The 15,221-nt window shown below is 64.8% G+C and carries 15 protein-coding genes; 9 read left to right on the top strand and 6 right to left on the bottom strand.

Going from position 1 to position 15,221, the window contains the following annotated elements; all coding sequences use genetic code 11:
• Positions 1-189 precede the first annotated feature (189 nt).
• On the top strand, positions 190-2,046 hold the full coding sequence (locus tag UC34_RS01975) for a hypothetical protein (protein WP_157122972.1): 1,857 nt from the start codon (positions 190-192) through the stop codon (positions 2,044-2,046).
• 92 nt (positions 2,047-2,138) lie between these two features.
• Here the strand turns inward: UC34_RS01975 and UC34_RS01970 are convergent, their stop codons facing one another.
• The 4 genes from UC34_RS01970 to UC34_RS01955 form a co-directional block, all read right to left on the bottom strand.
• A complete protein-coding gene (locus tag UC34_RS01970; protein WP_044453552.1) occupies positions 2,139-2,987 on the bottom strand; it encodes a 3-hydroxybutyryl-CoA dehydrogenase in 849 nt (282 codons plus the stop codon).
• Between the two features lie 286 nt (positions 2,988-3,273).
• The gene (locus UC34_RS01965; RefSeq protein WP_052810861.1) at positions 3,274-4,314 is read right to left on the bottom strand and encodes a porin; all 1,041 of its coding nucleotides are present in this window, start codon (positions 4,312-4,314) and stop codon (positions 3,274-3,276) included.
• Positions 4,315-4,830: 516 nt separating this feature from the next.
• Complete coding sequence (locus UC34_RS01960; RefSeq protein ID WP_044453550.1) at positions 4,831-5,010, bottom strand: hypothetical protein; 180 nt, start codon at positions 5,008-5,010, stop codon at positions 4,831-4,833.
• A 370-nt stretch (positions 5,011-5,380) separates the two neighbouring features.
• Positions 5,381-5,896 carry a hypothetical protein gene (locus UC34_RS01955; protein ID WP_150624505.1) on the bottom strand — a complete coding sequence of 172 codons (516 nt, stop codon included), beginning with the start codon at positions 5,894-5,896 and terminating at the stop codon, positions 5,381-5,383.
• A 594-nt stretch (positions 5,897-6,490) separates the two neighbouring features.
• Between UC34_RS01955 and UC34_RS01950 the strand changes: the two genes are divergently transcribed.
• From UC34_RS01950 to UC34_RS01920, 7 genes are all read left to right on the top strand, one after another.
• The gene (locus tag UC34_RS01950; RefSeq protein WP_044453546.1) at positions 6,491-6,919 is read left to right on the top strand and encodes a hypothetical protein; all 429 of its coding nucleotides are present in this window, start codon (positions 6,491-6,493) and stop codon (positions 6,917-6,919) included.
• A gap of 184 nt (positions 6,920-7,103) precedes the next feature.
• Entirely contained in the window at positions 7,104-7,508 is a 405-nt protein-coding gene (locus UC34_RS01945) for a hypothetical protein (RefSeq protein ID WP_044453544.1), read from the top strand.
• 109 nt (positions 7,509-7,617) lie between these two features.
• The gene (locus tag UC34_RS01940; protein WP_044453542.1) at positions 7,618-8,115 is read left to right on the top strand and encodes a hypothetical protein; all 498 of its coding nucleotides are present in this window, start codon (positions 7,618-7,620) and stop codon (positions 8,113-8,115) included.
• Between the two features lie 254 nt (positions 8,116-8,369).
• A complete protein-coding gene (locus tag UC34_RS01935; protein ID WP_044453539.1) occupies positions 8,370-8,945 on the top strand; it encodes a hypothetical protein in 576 nt (191 codons plus the stop codon).
• Between the two features lie 89 nt (positions 8,946-9,034).
• Positions 9,035-10,519: a TolC family protein gene (locus tag UC34_RS01930; protein WP_044453537.1), complete on the top strand. Its 1,485-nt coding sequence runs from the start codon at positions 9,035-9,037 to the stop codon at positions 10,517-10,519.
• Complete coding sequence (locus UC34_RS01925) at positions 10,516-11,862, top strand: multicopper oxidase family protein (RefSeq protein ID WP_044453535.1); 1,347 nt, start codon at positions 10,516-10,518, stop codon at positions 11,860-11,862. The genes UC34_RS01930 and UC34_RS01925 overlap by 4 nt, the downstream gene beginning before the upstream one ends.
• Positions 11,859-12,494, top strand: a complete 636-nt coding sequence (locus tag UC34_RS01920; protein ID WP_237165213.1) for a cupredoxin domain-containing protein — start codon at positions 11,859-11,861, stop codon at positions 12,492-12,494. The genes UC34_RS01925 and UC34_RS01920 overlap by 4 nt, the downstream gene beginning before the upstream one ends.
• Positions 12,495-12,592: 98 nt before the next feature.
• On the opposite strand, the gene UC34_RS01915 is transcribed toward UC34_RS01920, so the two are convergent.
• Positions 12,593-13,177, bottom strand: coding sequence for an IMPACT family protein (locus UC34_RS01915; protein ID WP_044453533.1), 585 nt, complete (start codon positions 13,175-13,177; stop codon positions 12,593-12,595).
• 32 nt (positions 13,178-13,209) lie between these two features.
• The gene (locus tag UC34_RS01910; RefSeq protein WP_044453531.1) at positions 13,210-14,079 is read right to left on the bottom strand and encodes a PhzF family phenazine biosynthesis protein; all 870 of its coding nucleotides are present in this window, start codon (positions 14,077-14,079) and stop codon (positions 13,210-13,212) included.
• 381 nt (positions 14,080-14,460) lie between these two features.
• Here UC34_RS01910 and UC34_RS01905 point away from each other — a divergent pair, with 381 nt between their 5' ends.
• Positions 14,461-15,180 (top strand): pirin family protein, encoded by a 720-nt coding sequence (locus UC34_RS01905; RefSeq protein ID WP_044457635.1) that lies wholly within the window; start codon positions 14,461-14,463, stop codon positions 15,178-15,180.
• Positions 15,181-15,221 lie beyond the last annotated feature (41 nt).

The raw sequence follows: 15,221 nt of genomic DNA, 5'->3' as shown, positions 1-15,221 counted from the left end.
CGTGAGCGATCTGCGCTATCGAGCACGCCCTGCGGGCATGGACACGCCCCTCGGCATCACGGCGCCGCATGGCCCGCGGCACTGGCGATCCTGCTGGTCGCGAACTTCGTCACGCCATCATCGGCAGCCGTGCCGCAACGTTTTCGTTCACCCGATGACCCGGCCCTACCGTCCGCTCCGGATGATGCCGTGGCGCACGGCCCCATCTCGCCCATGCACGATGATGCCAACGCCACGGCGCCCGCATCGGGGGTCATGATCGAGCCGGTCAAACATGCGGCGCTCAAGTCGCAGTACGCCCCCGTCGACTTGCTCAGAGCGCTGGCCGCCGCGCGCACGCCGTTCTCCAGTACCGGCGAGTCGATATCCGACGCCTACACGCTCGTCACCGGCCGGGAAGTGCCCACCGCCGTTCGCAGGACGATCAAGGGCTGGACGGCCGCCATCGACCTGAGCACAAGCTTTCTCCCCGAGGTTCAATTGCTGCGTCTGCCGGCGGAAATCTCGGACGTCGCCGTCGAGCGCATCGACGGCAAGACACCCTCCACCGATCAATTGATCGGGCTGGTGCAATTTGCGTCGCCACGCGGCGTCGGCTCCCCCGCCACGTCCCGGGCCGCGCTACCGCGATCGGGCGCGCCGCGCGAGGCGCCCGCAATGTTTGCGCCGAAGCGCGAGACTCCGTGGCAGATACCGAAAGACGAGCGCGCGGGCATCGTCAGCGCGCCGGACAATCTATCGACCCGCGACCGGAGCGCGAGCCGCTTCGCCATCAAGGGCGAATTCGATCATCTCGACGGGTATGAACAGCGCTTCACCGAAGCCGAGCTACCGTCGGACAAGGCGGCACGGCTGGTCGTCGTGGGCGGAAATCGCTATCTTCGCGGTGAGGCAGGCTACTACCGGGCCACACAAGGCATCAGCGCCGATCACTGGTTCGTCGACGCCCCGCGACGCACCCGCGCGCAAGTGCCCGTCACCTACGATCGCGCGACCGGGCAATGGCAGGCGCACGAACCGTTGCGCCTGTGTGGGGGCGGCTGCGGGTCCAGCCGCCCGATGACACCGGACAGCATCGCCGGCAGCTTCGAAGACATCTTCTCCGCGACGCGCCATTTGCCCGACGAATCGGCACAGGAAGCCATTCAAAACGCGTTCGCCGATCTCAGCCAACTGCATCTCGTGCGGTCCAATCGTCCAGACTTACGCGCGATGCGGGACAACTCGATCATCGATCATCGTGCGTCCCTGCGCACCGCGATGAAAGGCATCGACCGTCGGCTCCCGCTGATCAAGCAGCAATGCGAGGCCGCAGAGGTGACTGCGCGGTACTACTACGCGCATCCGTTCACCGAAGCCTTCTGTCAGGAGAATGCCGAGATCCTGTTTTTCTTTTTGCTTCAGGACGGCATCGACGTCGACAACCTTCGCATGATTACCGTGCAACCGAAGAACCGGCCGCCGCACGTCATGGTGCTCTACTCGGAGTCGACCCGACTGGTCGACATTCTGGACGCCTCGACACCGCATCCGCGCGTGAGCCTGCATCAGGACGGCATCTCGTCCGCACAATTCGCCTGGGCCGCCTATATGACACGCGACACCACGCTGCTGCTCGACCCATGGAGCCGCAGCAAGGCGGTCTCGTTCGCACACGCCGACACACCGCAAGACGCCGTGGACATTCTCGACGTGGCGTTCTCCGACATCGGCCATCGCACAGGCAGTCCCTACACCGTGTCGATCACTCGCCCGCTGACGTCGCGCAAGGGGTTGCTGAGCAGCCAGAGCAGCTTCGGCAGTGTCGGCAGCGCGGCGAGTTCGGGCGCGATTTCGGGAAACTCGGGGACTTCCGCGACGTCGGGGACATCGTTGCTGTCAGCATCCGCGTCGGCATCGAGCGCGGCCTTCGAGCTGGGGCCCGACGCGCATCGTCCATCGGTCGCCGGTGCGCTCGGCAAGCCGCCACGCACGGCGCCGCAAACGCCCCATTCACCGGATGCACCGGACGCACCGGACAGGCCGGAATCCCCGCAAACGCGGTGAACGGTGGAGCGCACCGCGCCTGCGTCACGCGGATCGCAAGCCGGCGCGCCTTGCGCGCGCCGTTTCGACTTATCTCAGTACGTTCGGTACGCTCAGTACGTGTAGACGCCACGTCCCGTCTTGCGCCCCAGATAGCCTGCGGCCACCATCTCCTTGAGCAACGGGCAAGGGCGATACTTCGAGTCGGCAAATTCCTCGTAGTAGACATTCATTACCGACAGGCAGACGTCCAGACCGATCATGTCGGCCAGCGCCAGCGGACCGATCGGGTGGTTGCAGCCGAGCTTCATGCCTTCGTCGATCTCTTCGGGCGACGCCAGATTCTCCGCCAGCACGAAGAAGGCCTCGTTGATCATCGGCACCAGAATCCGGTTGACGACGAAGCCCGGCGCATTCTTCACCGTAATCGGGGACTTGCCGAGCGAACGCGCGAGGGCGTCGACACGCGCATGCGTCTCATCGCTCGTTTGCAGGCCGCGAATGATCTCCACGAGCGCCATGAGCGGCACCGGGTTGAAGAAGTGCATGCCGATGAACTGCGCGGGCTTCGCGACGACGGCCGCAAGCTTGGTGATCGAAATCGACGACGTATTGGAGGCAAGAATTGCCCCTTCGCCGACCACGCCTTCGAGCTGCTTGAGGATCTTCACCTTCAGATCGAAGTTCTCCGTGGCAGCTTCGATCACGATGTCGGCGCTCGCGAGCGCCGCGTAGTCGGTCGACGTCTTGATACGCGCGAGTGCAGCCTCCTTGTCGGCGGCGGTGAGCTTGTCCTTCTTGATGAGGCGATCGAGGCTGCCGGCAATCGTCGCCACGCCTTTTTGCACCGCCGCGTCGCTGATGTCGACCATCGTCACCGGCAATCCGGCCACTGCACAGGCCTGTGCAATGCCGTTACCCATCGTGCCTGCGCCAATGATGCCTACGTGTTGAATCGTCATGTCGTCTCTGCTCCGTTGATGTGGGATTGATGCCGGATCTGCCAAAGGGTTGGGGGGCCCCGTCTTGCGCGGTGCGCAAATCATAGCGCGGACCCGCCGTATCGGTGACACGCGGGACCGCTGTGCGAAACACCACGACGCCATGCGCGATCCTCGATGTCACCGAGCCGCGCGGACAATGAAAAAAGGGCAGACAACGATGTCTGCCCCCTTTCCGAACTTGGCAAGTTCGGCGACTTTGGCAAGTCGCTACGGCACGCGCGTCCGGCGCGTGCGCAATCGTGCCTCAGAACTTCATGCGAATGCCGCCGCCGAAGGTGTCGCCGCCCGAGAGCGTGCTCACCTTGTCGTTCATGTACGCGGCATAAATGTCGGTACGCTTGGACAGGTTGTAGTCGTAGCCGAGCGCCCAGGTCTTGCGGTTTACGTTGCTCGCACCCGAGCTCTTCGTGTACGCATACGAGGCGAGCACCTTGCCGTTACCCAGCGGCACCGACACGCCCAGCTGGCCGCCGTTTTCCGACACGCCGCCGCCGGTGACGTTGTTGCGGATGTACTGGTACTGACCGAAGAGCTTCACGACCTGAAGGTCGTACGTCGCACCCAGTTGCACGGCTTGCTGGCTACGGAAGCCCGTCATGCCGGCGAGGTCGTCCGGTACGGCGTCGAACTTGACTTGCTGATAAGCGAGCGTCGCGGCGAACGGACCGTTGAAGTACAGCGCCGATGCGCTCCACTTGTTCTGGCCGGCCTCACCCGCCTTATTGCCGAACGCGTAGGACACGCTGCCCGACAGGCCCTTGAAGTTCGGCGTGGTGTACATCACGGCGTTGCTCCAGCCGGAGTCGCCCACGATGCCCTGACCGGCCTGACCGATGAAGGTGTGGAACACCATCGGGCTGAACGTGTACGAGTCGACGAACGGGTTGAACAGGATCGTCGAGACGAAGTACGACGTGGTCAGTCGACCCATCGTGACCGTACCGGCCGTATCCGATTGCAGGCCGACGTAGGCGTTACGCGAGAACATCGAATCGCCCTGGAAACGGCCATACTGACCGTTCTGCGGACGGAAGAAGTCTTCGAGCACGAACACGGCCTTCAGGCCGCCGCCGAGATCTTCGCTACCTTTCATGCCCCAGTACGACGTGGACATACCGCCGCCGCCCTGCGTCCAGGCGCGATCGCCGCCCGGATTTTTGACCGCGCCCACCCAGGCGTCGACCTGACCGTACAACGTGACGTTCGATTGCGCGAAGGCCGGTGCACTCATGCACGCGCCCAAAACGATCGCCCCGCCAATTCCCTTGGCCATGCTGCGCTTCATTCACTTCTCCTTGCTTTATGTATTTTGTGTGCCTGTTCCCGCCTTGCACGGGACCTGCCGGCGCCCATTCGAGAAGCGCCTCCCTGTTAAACGGCCGTGATTCTCGCATAGCCGCCCCCCGCTCAGAAAGGTCGGAACGGCCGGAAAAATGCACCACACGAAGTGGCTGGGAAATGGTGGAGAGACAAAAATCGGAGGACCATCCGCGCCGCAGTTAATCTCGGTATAACGAGATCGATATAACCCGCATATTGCGGGGTTAGCGATCACTCACATTCGCCGTGATGTCCACGGATAATGGGCGTCGCGCAAGGCCGACCGACAGCCGACTTTGACGCTGGGCGAACGCATCTAATGTTGCACATGTGCAACATTCGGTGCAGTCGAAGTCTCACGCAGGAAAGCATTCGGGCCGCGTCGCGGTTACCGCAGTCGCGGGTGCGCGGGCGGGGAGAGGGGGAGGGAAAGGGAAATGCGGGATGAGGCGATAACGCCCGGCAGGGCCAGCGACCGTGCTCAGCGGTTGCGGCGGCCGCCCTCGCCGCGCTGACCACGCGGTTCGCCTTGCGGCGTGTACTGGCGCTCGCGCGGTTCTGCCGGTGCAGCCCAGTTCGGATAGGCCGCCTGGCCACGACCGCGATCCGCGTTGAAACGGCTGATGTCTTCGCGCAGCGACGCCTTGTTGAGGTCCAGCATTTCGCGACCCCGCCCGCCGTCAGCCCAGGCGGGGAAGGCACACACCAGCAATAACAGGAAGCAGCAACGCAGTCGGACACTCATTTCGGTTTAGCCACATCAGCCGGCCACGAAGGTGGGGCCGGTTGGCACGAGACGCGGTTTGCACGTGTGGATGACACATACGCCATACGCCTCACGAATGACTTTACCGGGTCAGCCGAATGAGCGTCGACCGAAAAGATGTTAATGCGCAGAGCGGTCTGCAACCGTTTGTAACTGCTGTGCGTCCGGCGCAAACCGCGGCGCCCGAACGGGCTCGCCAAGCGCCGCACCGCCTTGTCGGGCAAGGCCAGGCAGGGTGCCACCGCCGGCCCTGAGCAGCGCCGTCTTACTTGTCCACCTGCTTCTCGACCGACAACGAAATCTCGCGCATCCGTTCGCCGCGCGGCGTCACCAGATCCTGCGCGGTAATGGTGAAGTTGACCGGACGCGCGAATTTCCGGCTCGCGCTTTGCCATTCGGCAGGCAGTCCGGCGGGATTCGTCGTCGTCGTGCGCATGGTCGTCACGCCGCGGGTACAACGCGACACGTCGGTGGCGAACTTCTGCGCCTGACGGCGCAAGTCCATCGGCGTGATCTTCTGGTAATCCCAGATGCATTCGTAGGTCGGCGCGAGGCCTGTCGCGCGGAACACCTTGCAGTCGCCGCCCGGCACCGAATAGGTCGCCTGATAGCTCTCGCCCAGTTCGTTCTTGGCCACGAGCGGGCCCGTCACGTCTTCAAAGCCGGTTTGTGCGCTCTTGGCGAGCATGAGGATGCCCTCGCACTGGTCGGCGGCGAACGCCGTCTGTGCCGCGCAAAGGCACGCCAGCAAGGCCCATCGTTGTAGAGGTTTCGTTGACATTGTTGGAATGTTCGACTGAGGTGCGGCGGCGCAGCTGCCGTGCGTGCTTTCGCGCCTTTGCCGGTTCACGTATCGCCTGGAATGGTGCCATTAGAACGCAAAGTTCGCGCGGACGAAACCACAGTCATGAGGGAAATCGTGCGTCAATTCGAGTGCGTCCTCTTCCGATTGTTCTCGGCGGGACCACGCGCCGATCTCATCCGAAAAGCCAATTGGCGAGTGGCGTCGGCGTCCTATACTCCAATGGCAGCGAAGCTGCATGGGCACGGCCGGGAACCCTGCGGGGTTCATCCGCTTCACGGCAATGCCCTCTGGCGCCAAGTCTCCTTGGCCCATACCATGCCGCGCCGGTACACGCGGCTGGCGATGCCCCGATGGGGCCTCAACCGGCGGCTTAGTCCGCCGGTTTCCATTTGTGCGTCGCGTGCCCGCCCCAGGGTCCATGCACTGCGTGCGCTCACGGTGCGCCCGCCCCACTCATGCCGACGGACTAAGCGAAAGTGCGGATTTCGCGGGCGGCGCCTGTCTGCAACTATCGAATCACAAGACCAATATTTACCGGGCACTCACCTTCGGGAAGTCAACGGAGCGTTTGTGTACACCAACGGGTACGGCACGTCGCACCTGATCGACTTCGTTCGCGGTCATGGCGGCACGCTGGCGCATGTGCTTGGCGCGCTCGGTCGGTTTCGCCTCCGGCACGGCCATTGGCCGTCCCGCGTCTTTCTCTATCCCGAGACCCTCGCCGCGCTCGTCCAGGACCTCACGCCGCAGGGCTTCTACCGCGTTCAACAGCGCCTCGACGTCGTGGCCGATCTGGAGCGCGATCTGTTCTGCTCGGACGACTGCGGCAACGTCGCCGTGTATCGCATTCAGGCCCCTTCGAATCCCGCGAGCGTCGACGCTGCAGCCGTCTGGCTCGGCCTTGCATTGCCCATGGTCGCCGCCGGGCGGGAGACGTCCGCCGAGCCGGAGACCGATGCACAGCCGCGCCCGTCCGCCACGCCATCACCGCCGCGCTGACGTCGGCACGCCGCCGACCGGCCGGTGTCACAGCCCCATCGTTTGACTCGGCTAGTCTGGCATGGCGCTGACGACAATGCTCGCGTCGGCCCGTGTCCCCATGGAATGGAATTGCCGCACCGCCGCCCCCGTCGCTTTGCATGGGGCGCTATCCCCTCCGCACTTCATCCGCCGGAGAGATGACATGAACCGACTCGCAATCGTTCTCGATGGTCTGATGCTGCTCTACCTCGCTGCGGCGACGGTGGTCGGCGTGCAATCGAGCGCTGCCGACGGCCACGAACTGCTCGCCAGCGTGCTGGGCGTGTTGCTCGCGCTTTGCGTGCTCGCCGTGATCGCCGCGCCGTTCTATGTCTCGCTCGTGGTACTGGTCGCACAGTCCGAGCGATATCTGCGGCTGGCCGCATGGTTGCATCGCGTGATGCTCACGCTGATGGTGTTGCTGAGCGCCTTCTCGCTGCTTGCCCGCGACACGGTGGAAGTGTCGGCCCCGTTGTTCGTGCTCGTCGCGCTCGTGTGCGTCGTCAATCTCGTGGCGCTGTCCAGACGACGCACTCATTTCGAGACGTTCCATCTGTTCGAACATTGACGGGGGTGTCCGGGGTGCCGACGCTGCCCATGCGTTGTGGGCAATGCTCCCCATCGTGCGCCGCACGTCGATTTGCGAGCGGCGCTCAGGCGGTGCTAGACTGCGCGGCATGAATCGCTGGCGCAAACTCCTCGTGCTGTTGCTGTTGTGCGTAACCATGCCGTTACAGGCCATGGCTGCGCTGCGCACGCATTGCGCGCCCGGCACGCCTGCGACGTCGACGCAAGCTGTCGCTGCGAAGGCAACCGAGACCGCCACGATGGCCCGGCATCTCGCGATGATGTCCGGCGGCGTAGCGGTGGACGACAGCGCGATGCCAGGGGCACACCATCACGGTGACGACGGCGTGGTCGCCTCCGGCGACGCCCTCGCTTCATCGAACGACTTGCCCGACTCGCATGATTCGCACGACTCGCGAGGCGCGCACAGTCTTCACGCCAGTTGCTCCGCGTGTGCGGCATGCGTCGTGTGCACGGCGCTGCCGCAAAGCGTGGCACTACGCGTGCCGGACGCCCAGCCGTCCGCCGCCATTCCTTTCCTGCGAACGTCCGCCGCCAGTGCTGTCGTCGCAGTGCCCGAACGCCCTCCCAAACCGCTCGCCGTCTGACGACACTGCGCCGGCTCGACGGCGGTTGCCACAGCACCCTACTGTGCCACGCACGCGCGCGCCGAATGCACGTCGTCTTCCTTCCCCGTCGGACCGACTTATGCCGTAGTGCGCGCCTGGCCCCTGCCCGCTCGTTGGCCACGCTGCGCCCGCCCTAAGTCCGTCCGTCCCATGAATGTGTGATGCGCGACGACGTTCAGGCCCCTGGGCCGATCGCGTCGTCTGCGGCATCGACAGATCGACGAGTCCTTTCGATGATGTTTCTTCTCTTACGACGGCACGCCTGGCGCGTGCCGGTCGCGCTAACGCTGTGGGGCGCCGGATCGGTAACCGCCACCGGCGCCGAAAGCGCGGCCCCGCCGGTCGTGATTCGCGACCCGGCTTCACCGAACGCACCGACAGGTCCCATGCCGGCAAGCGTACTCGGCGACTTCACCCCGCCGGCGTTGTCGGTGGCCACCGATGACTGGCGCACGGTCAACGCCAGCGTGTCTGGCAACGCCGGCATGCCGGGCGGCCGCCACGATATGCCCCATCAAGGCAGCAGCCGCGCAAGCGCGCCGACGGGTCATGCGGCACACGGCATGTCGAGCGCACCTGCACCGATGGACCATGGGGCGATGGGTCACACCATGCCGATGGCCCCCGCCCCCGGCGCAACGCCATCTGCGCCGCCGCATCATGAAGCGATGGGTCACACGACGCCGCTGGCGCCAGCCCCCGGTTCGACGGGATCTGCGCCATTGCATGACGCGACGGGCGACGTCGTGCCGCCCACGCCGACGCCCTCCACGCATGGCGGCCACATCCCGCAAGGGGACTCGCAATGAGGCACGCGACTTCTTTCCCCTCGACATTGCGGGTCGCCACCGGCGCCCCGTCACGTGCCGCACCATTGCAACGGAAACCTTCCCGGCGAATGCCGCTCGTCCTTGGCGCACTCGCCACGCTCGCGACGCTCGCCCTCTCGGGCTGCGCCACGTTCAGCGATGACGGCGGTTTCTCTGCCGTCGCGCAAGCCACGCAAAAGCGTCTCGGCGCCTCCGCCGTCTGGGCGCGGGACGACGCCACCGCGCAGGCGCTCGCCGAGGCCCGCGACGACTTGCTCAAACGACCGCTCGACATCGACGCCGCCGTTCGTGTCACGCTGCTCAACCATCGCGGCTTGCAGGCGACCTATGCGGAACTCGGTATCGCCGAGGCGTCGCTCGTACAGGCCGGACGGTTGCCTAATCCGCGCTTCTCGTTCCAGCGCGTGCAAGGCGGAGGCGATGTCAGCATCGAACGCACATGGGGCATCGACTTCGTGCGCGTGCTGACGATGCCGCTGGCCGCGCGCATCGAAGCGCGTCGCTTCGCGCAAGTGCAGGCGCAGGTAACGCAAGCCATTGTCGAACAGGCCACGCTCACGCGCCGTGCCTGGATCGACGCCGTTGCCGCGCAGGAGCGCGTGGCGATCCTCGAGCAGACCCGTCTCGCCACGCAGGCCGCGAGCGAACTCGCCGACGGCATGACCCGCGCGGGCAACTTCAGCGCGATGCGGCGCACGCAAGCGAATCTCGTCTACGCGGACACGGCGGCACGGCTTGCGCGCGCACGCGAGCAGGCCAACTCGGCGCGCGAACATCTCGCGCGTCAGATGGGACTATGGGGGCAACAACTGCACTTCACGTTGCCCTCGCGCTTGCCCGACTTGCCGCGCGAGCGCCCCACCTGGCCGGACGCGCAAGCTCAGGCCCTGCGCGAGCGCGCCGACATTCGCGCCGCGCGCGCAGCACTCGACGCCACAGCCAGCGACCTCGGCCTCACGCGCGTCACGCGTGTCGTCAACGTGCTCGACATGGCATACCGCAACAACAGTGAGACGGGCAAACCCAGCGAACAGGGCTACGAAATTTCGCTGGAGATTCCCCTTTTCGACTGGGGCTCGGCGCGCGTTGCCGGCGCCGAAGCGCGCTATCGCCAGAGGGTCGACCGTCTGGCCGACACCGCAGTGGCCGCGCGTGCCGACGTTCGTACGCGACGCGCGCAGGCGCTTGCCGCATGGGACATCGCCGAGCATTACCGCACGACGATCCTGCCGATGCGCCAACGCATCTCGGACGAATGGTTGCTGCGATACAACGGCATGCTCGCGAGCGTGTTCGACCTGCTCACCGATGCCCGCGAGCAACGTGACACGATACTCGGCGACATCGATGCGCGAGCCGACTATTGGCTTGCCGACGCCGCGTTTCGGGAAAGCGTCGGCGGCGGAGAACCGGACGTCGCAAGCGCACTGCCGAACGCACCCCCTGACGCGGGTGGCGGGCCTCCATCGGACAGCGCCGCCCCGAGCGTCGCAGCGCCAACGCCAACATCCTCGCAACCCTCACAATCCCATCGACATGGAGGTGGCGCATGACCTCGCGCCGACGATTCCTGCGCAACGCCAGCCTTGCCGTCATGGGCGCGGCTGCCGTCGAACGCACCAGCCTCGCCGCGCTGCCGGACGCCGCCACGCGCAACGATGCCAGCACCGCCAAACCGCTCACGCCACCGAACGGGCGGCCCTATCGCCCCGTCGTCACGCTCAACGGCTGGACCCTGCCGTGGCGCATGCGCAACGGCGTCAAGGAGTTCCATCTGGTCGCAGAACCTGTCGTGCGGGAAATGGCGCCCGGCATGCAGGCGAACCTGTGGGGCTACAACGGCCAGAGCCCGGGACCGACCATCGAAGTCGTCGAAGGTGACCGTGTCCGCCTTTACGTGACGAACAAGTTGCCCGAAGCGACGAGCGTGCACTGGCACGGCCAGCGGCTGCCCAACGGGATGGACGGCGTTGCCGGCCTCAATCAGCGCGCGATCGCGCCCGGCCAGACATACGTCTACGAGTTCGAGGCTAAACGTCCGGGCACCTTCATGTATCACCCGCACGCGGACGAGATGATGCAAATGGCGATGGGCCTCATGGGGTTCTGGGTCACGCATCCGAAAGACCCGTCGTTCATGCCGGTCGATCGCGACTACGTCTTCCTCATCAACGCGTATGCCATCGACCCCGGTACGCGCACGCCGCGCGTGAACGAGATGACGGACTTCAACCTGTGGACGTGGAACAGTCGCGCCTTTCCCGGCATCGATCCGCTGCTCGCGCGTCAGGGCGACCGGGTGCGAATTCGCATCGGCAACCTGACCATGACGAATCACCCGATTCACCTGCATGGGCACGAATTCAAGGTCACGGGCACCGATGGCGGCTGGGTGCCGCCATCGGCGCAGTGGCCGGAAGTGACCACGGATGTCGCCGTCGGGCAAATGCGCGCTATCGAGTTCGACGCCACCGAACCCGGCGACTGGGCGTTTCACTGTCACAAGTCGCACCACACGATGAACCCGATGGGGCACGACGTGCCCACCATGCTCGGCGTGAACCAACGCGAGATTGCCGCGAAGATCACCCGCATCATTCCCGACTACATGGCCATGGGTGAGACCGGGGCATCGATGAACGGCATGGATATGCCGTTGCCCGAAAACACGCTGCCGATGATGACGGGCACCGGCCCTTACGGCCCTATCGAAATGGGCGGCATGTTCACCACCCTGAAAGTACGGCAGGACTTGCCGCGCGACAGTTATCGCGATCCCGGCTGGTATCGCGCGCCGCGAGGCTCCGTCGCGAGTCCATGGCAAGGCAGCACTTCAGCGTTACCCTCTACCCATCGCCAGCCGGCAAAGGCAGGCAAAACCGGAGTCAAATCATGATTCGCACGCCCCTCGGTTCACGCCACGATTCAAGCCTCGGTTCGCTTTTTGGTTCGCTTCTCGGTTCGCCCGTCAGTTCGCCCCTCGGGTCGGACACCGCCCTGCATACCGCCGGGCAAAGCCGCTTGCAACGTGCGGCGCGACGCCTGCGCTTCGTGAGCGTTCCGTTACTGAGTGCGGCCATGCTCGGGCTTACCACGCCCGCGTTCGCCGACGATTCACACGCCATGCACATGCAGCACAGCCATGGCGGCGAAGCGGCCGCCATCGGCGAGCCGGGCGACGAGGCGAAGGCCACGCGCACCGTCGACGTCGATATGCGCGACACCATGCGTTTCTCGCCTGCCACGCTGACGGTCAAGCGTGGCGACACGGTGCGCTTCGTGGTGGCGAACCACGGCAAGATTCGTCATGAGCTCACGCTGGGCACCGCCGCGTCGCTCGCCGAGCACGCCAAAATGATGCAGCAGATGCCGGGCATGACGCATACCGAAGCCAATGCCGCGACGGTCGAACCCGGTCAGAAGAAAACGCTCGTGTGGCACTTCACGCAAGCCGGCACCGTGGACTTTGCCTGTCTGGAGCCCGGCCACTTCGAAGCCGGCATGCGCGGAGTGATCAACGTGCGATAGGGTGGAGGTAAGGTCAAGCTCGGGTGAAACCTGGGTCAAATTCGGGTCGAGTTCGAGCCAAGCTCGGGTCGAGATGGCGTCGACAACGCCCGAACACCTCAGTCGTTACATCGTTCGAGGCCACCGCTCAGCGCTTGCGTTGCGGCGGCTTCGAACGCCTCCACGTCACGCGCCTTCATTCGCAAGCGCAGGGTAACGGCGTCGTCATAAGCGACATCGAGCACGTCTGCGGCGTGACGCTCCGCCAGCCGGCGCAGCGTCGCTTCATGCGCGAAAGCGCAGCGATACCGCGGCTGCGCCATCGGCTCGACGGCGGTAAGCGTGGCGAGCTTGAGCGCCTCGCTTACCGCCTGTCCGTACGCACGTGTCAGCCCGCCGGCACCGAGCTTGATACCGCCGTAGTAGCGCACCACCACCGCGAACACGTTCATCAGCCCCTTGTGCATGAGTACGTTGTACATCGGCTTCGCGGCGGTGCCGCCCGGCTCGCCGTCGTCGTCGAAACCCGACGCACCATCGCACAACAACACCCAGCAGTAATGCGTGGCGTTCGGAAAGCGCACGCGCAACGCATCCAGTTCGCGCATGGCCGATTCACGCGACGCGATGGGCATGACGATGCCGATAAACCGGCTCTTTCTGATGTCCAGCTCGGTTTCGACCGGTGCTGCCAATGCGTACATACGACTGTCGTTCCCTGACGTTTCCCTGTGCCTTACAGGCTCACTTCGCCGCGTGCGATCTCGATGACGTTACCGCCCACCCGAATCTCGCGCTTTTCGGTGACTTCGAGCGTCAGGCGGCACGGACGCTCGATCGCGTCGCCCTGCGACACGCGTGCACGCACCGGCAACGGATAGTCCTGCCCGATCAGCCATCCGCCGAGGTTGGCGCACGCCGAGCCCGTGCCCGGGTCTTCGCTGACACCGCCGCCCTGCGTGGTGAAGAAATAGCGTGCCGTCACCTGCAATTCGTTACCCGTCTGGTCGTCGATGGAGAACACGTACCCGGTCTTGCGCTCCAGGCTCGAGAGCGGCCAACGCTCCAGCTTCGCGCTGTCGGGTTGTGCACGGGCAACGGCTTCGGCGTTGCGCACCGGAATCAGCAACTGGTCGGCCCCCGTGTCGACCCACTGCGGCGATTGCGCGAGATCGTCGCGGCTCAGGCGCACGAGCGCCGCGATGTCCGCGTCCGCCTCGGACGCCTTCTCGATCTTCGGCTCCCCCGACGACGGCGCCGTCAACGTCCAGTGATCGCCCCTGGCCTCGACCGGCACCAGACCCGCTGCGAACTGCAAGGTCACGTTATCGCCCAGGTCGCGCATGGCCCGCAGCACATGCGCCGTGCCGAGCGTCGGATGGCCCGCGAAGCGCATTTCGTAGCCGGGGGTGAAGATTCGCACATGCGCATCGGCCGTCTCCGACGGCAGGATGAAAGTCGTCTCGGACAGATTGAACTGACGTGCCAGCGAACGCATCTCGTCGTCGCTCAACCCCCGCGCGTCTTCGAACACGCACAACGGATTGCCGCCGAAGGTGGATTCGGCGAAGACATTGACGATGCGGAATGCGTAACTGCGGCTCATGGCGATGCTCCAGTAGAGAGTGATCGGACAGGGTGACAGCCCCCCACCCTGTGAGTGCGGGCGACCGCCGGTCGGCGGGCCTTGCCGTCCGATTCGAAGGGCGGTCGGCTGACCTTTCAAATGAAGGCTCGTAGTCTCGCACATCAGCCCCCGGCACGCGCGCCAATGCAGGCGCTTTCGGCATTTTGTACCCCACCCCTTAAGAAACTTCTGCCCCGTTGCTGGAAAAACGGCCGAAATCGGCTCGCCCCCATTGTCAATTCATGCGAGACAATAATTCTCAATTCAGATAGATTGTAGTTCTCCGTGGGGACCCTAAAATGTCATTCATCGAGGCCAAGCAAGCCTCTTAACGAAACGATGAAGACACAGGAGCCCATCATGCTGGACATCAGAAAAGCTACCGACCGAGGCGTTGCCGACCATGGCTGGCTGAGCTCGCGCCACACGTTCTCGTTCGCCAACTACTACGATCCGAAGCAAGTCGGCTTCTCCGACCTGCTGGTGATCAACGACGACCGCGTGGCGCCGGCACAGGGCTTCGGCAAGCACCCGCACCGCGACATGGAGATCTTTTCGTATGTGCTCGAAGGAGCGCTCGAACACAAGGACACCATGGGCACGGGATCGGTGATCGAGCCGGGCGACGTGCAACTGATGAGCGCGGGACGCGGCGTGGCGCACAGCGAGTTCAATCACTCGAAGACGTCGCCGGTGCACTTCCTGCAAATCTGGATCGTGCCGAACCAGGCAGGCATCGCCCCGGAATATCAGCAACAACGTTTTACGCCGGAAGAAAAGCGCGGCCAGTTGCGCAAGATCATCTCGCCGGACGGCAGCGACAACTCGCTGCACATCCATCAGGATGCGCGCGTGTATGCCGGGCTGTTCGACGGGGATGAATCGGCCACCCTGACGCTCGCACCGAACCGCTACGCCTATGTGCATGTCGCACGCGGCAGCGTCAGTGTGAACGGGGTGGCGCTGGGCGAGGGAGATGGGGTGCGCGTGCGCGATGAAACCGCGCTCACGATCGCCAACGGCAACGATGCCGAAGTGCTGGTCTTCGATCTGCGCCCGGTGGAAACGCCCGACTTCTAAGGCGCACCGAAGCGCATAGGGTGATGGCGCCGTACGGACAC

It is taken from the genome of Pandoraea vervacti (genome assembly GCF_000934605.2).
GTDB classification, from domain to species: domain Bacteria; phylum Pseudomonadota; class Gammaproteobacteria; order Burkholderiales; family Burkholderiaceae; genus Pandoraea; species Pandoraea vervacti.
This window is presented reverse-complemented; position numbering and strand designations above follow the sequence as displayed.

Coding starts and splice junctions, on each gene's coding strand:
- UC34_RS01970 (WP_044453552.1), bottom strand. CDS start 2,987: ATGACGATTCAACACGTAGGCATCATTGGCGCAGGCACGATGGGTAAC.
- UC34_RS01965 (WP_052810861.1), bottom strand. CDS start 4,314: ATGAAGCGCAGCATGGCCAAGGGAATTGGCGGGGCGATCGTTTTGGGC.
- UC34_RS01960 (WP_044453550.1), bottom strand. CDS start 5,010: ATGCTGGACCTCAACAAGGCGTCGCTGCGCGAAGACATCAGCCGTTTC.
- UC34_RS01955 (WP_150624505.1), bottom strand. CDS start 5,896: ATGTCAACGAAACCTCTACAACGATGGGCCTTGCTGGCGTGCCTTTGC.
- UC34_RS01945 (WP_044453544.1), top strand. CDS start 7,104: ATGAACCGACTCGCAATCGTTCTCGATGGTCTGATGCTGCTCTACCTC.
- UC34_RS01940 (WP_044453542.1), top strand. CDS start 7,618: ATGAATCGCTGGCGCAAACTCCTCGTGCTGTTGCTGTTGTGCGTAACC.
- UC34_RS01935 (WP_044453539.1), top strand. CDS start 8,370: ATGATGTTTCTTCTCTTACGACGGCACGCCTGGCGCGTGCCGGTCGCG.
- UC34_RS01930 (WP_044453537.1), top strand. CDS start 9,035: ATGCCGCTCGTCCTTGGCGCACTCGCCACGCTCGCGACGCTCGCCCTC.
- UC34_RS01925 (WP_044453535.1), top strand. CDS start 10,516: ATGACCTCGCGCCGACGATTCCTGCGCAACGCCAGCCTTGCCGTCATG.
- UC34_RS01920 (WP_237165213.1), top strand. CDS start 11,859: ATGATTCGCACGCCCCTCGGTTCACGCCACGATTCAAGCCTCGGTTCG.
- UC34_RS01915 (WP_044453533.1), bottom strand. CDS start 13,177: ATGTACGCATTGGCAGCACCGGTCGAAACCGAGCTGGACATCAGAAAG.
- UC34_RS01910 (WP_044453531.1), bottom strand. CDS start 14,079: ATGAGCCGCAGTTACGCATTCCGCATCGTCAATGTCTTCGCCGAATCC.
- UC34_RS01905 (WP_044457635.1), top strand. CDS start 14,461: ATGCTGGACATCAGAAAAGCTACCGACCGAGGCGTTGCCGACCATGGC.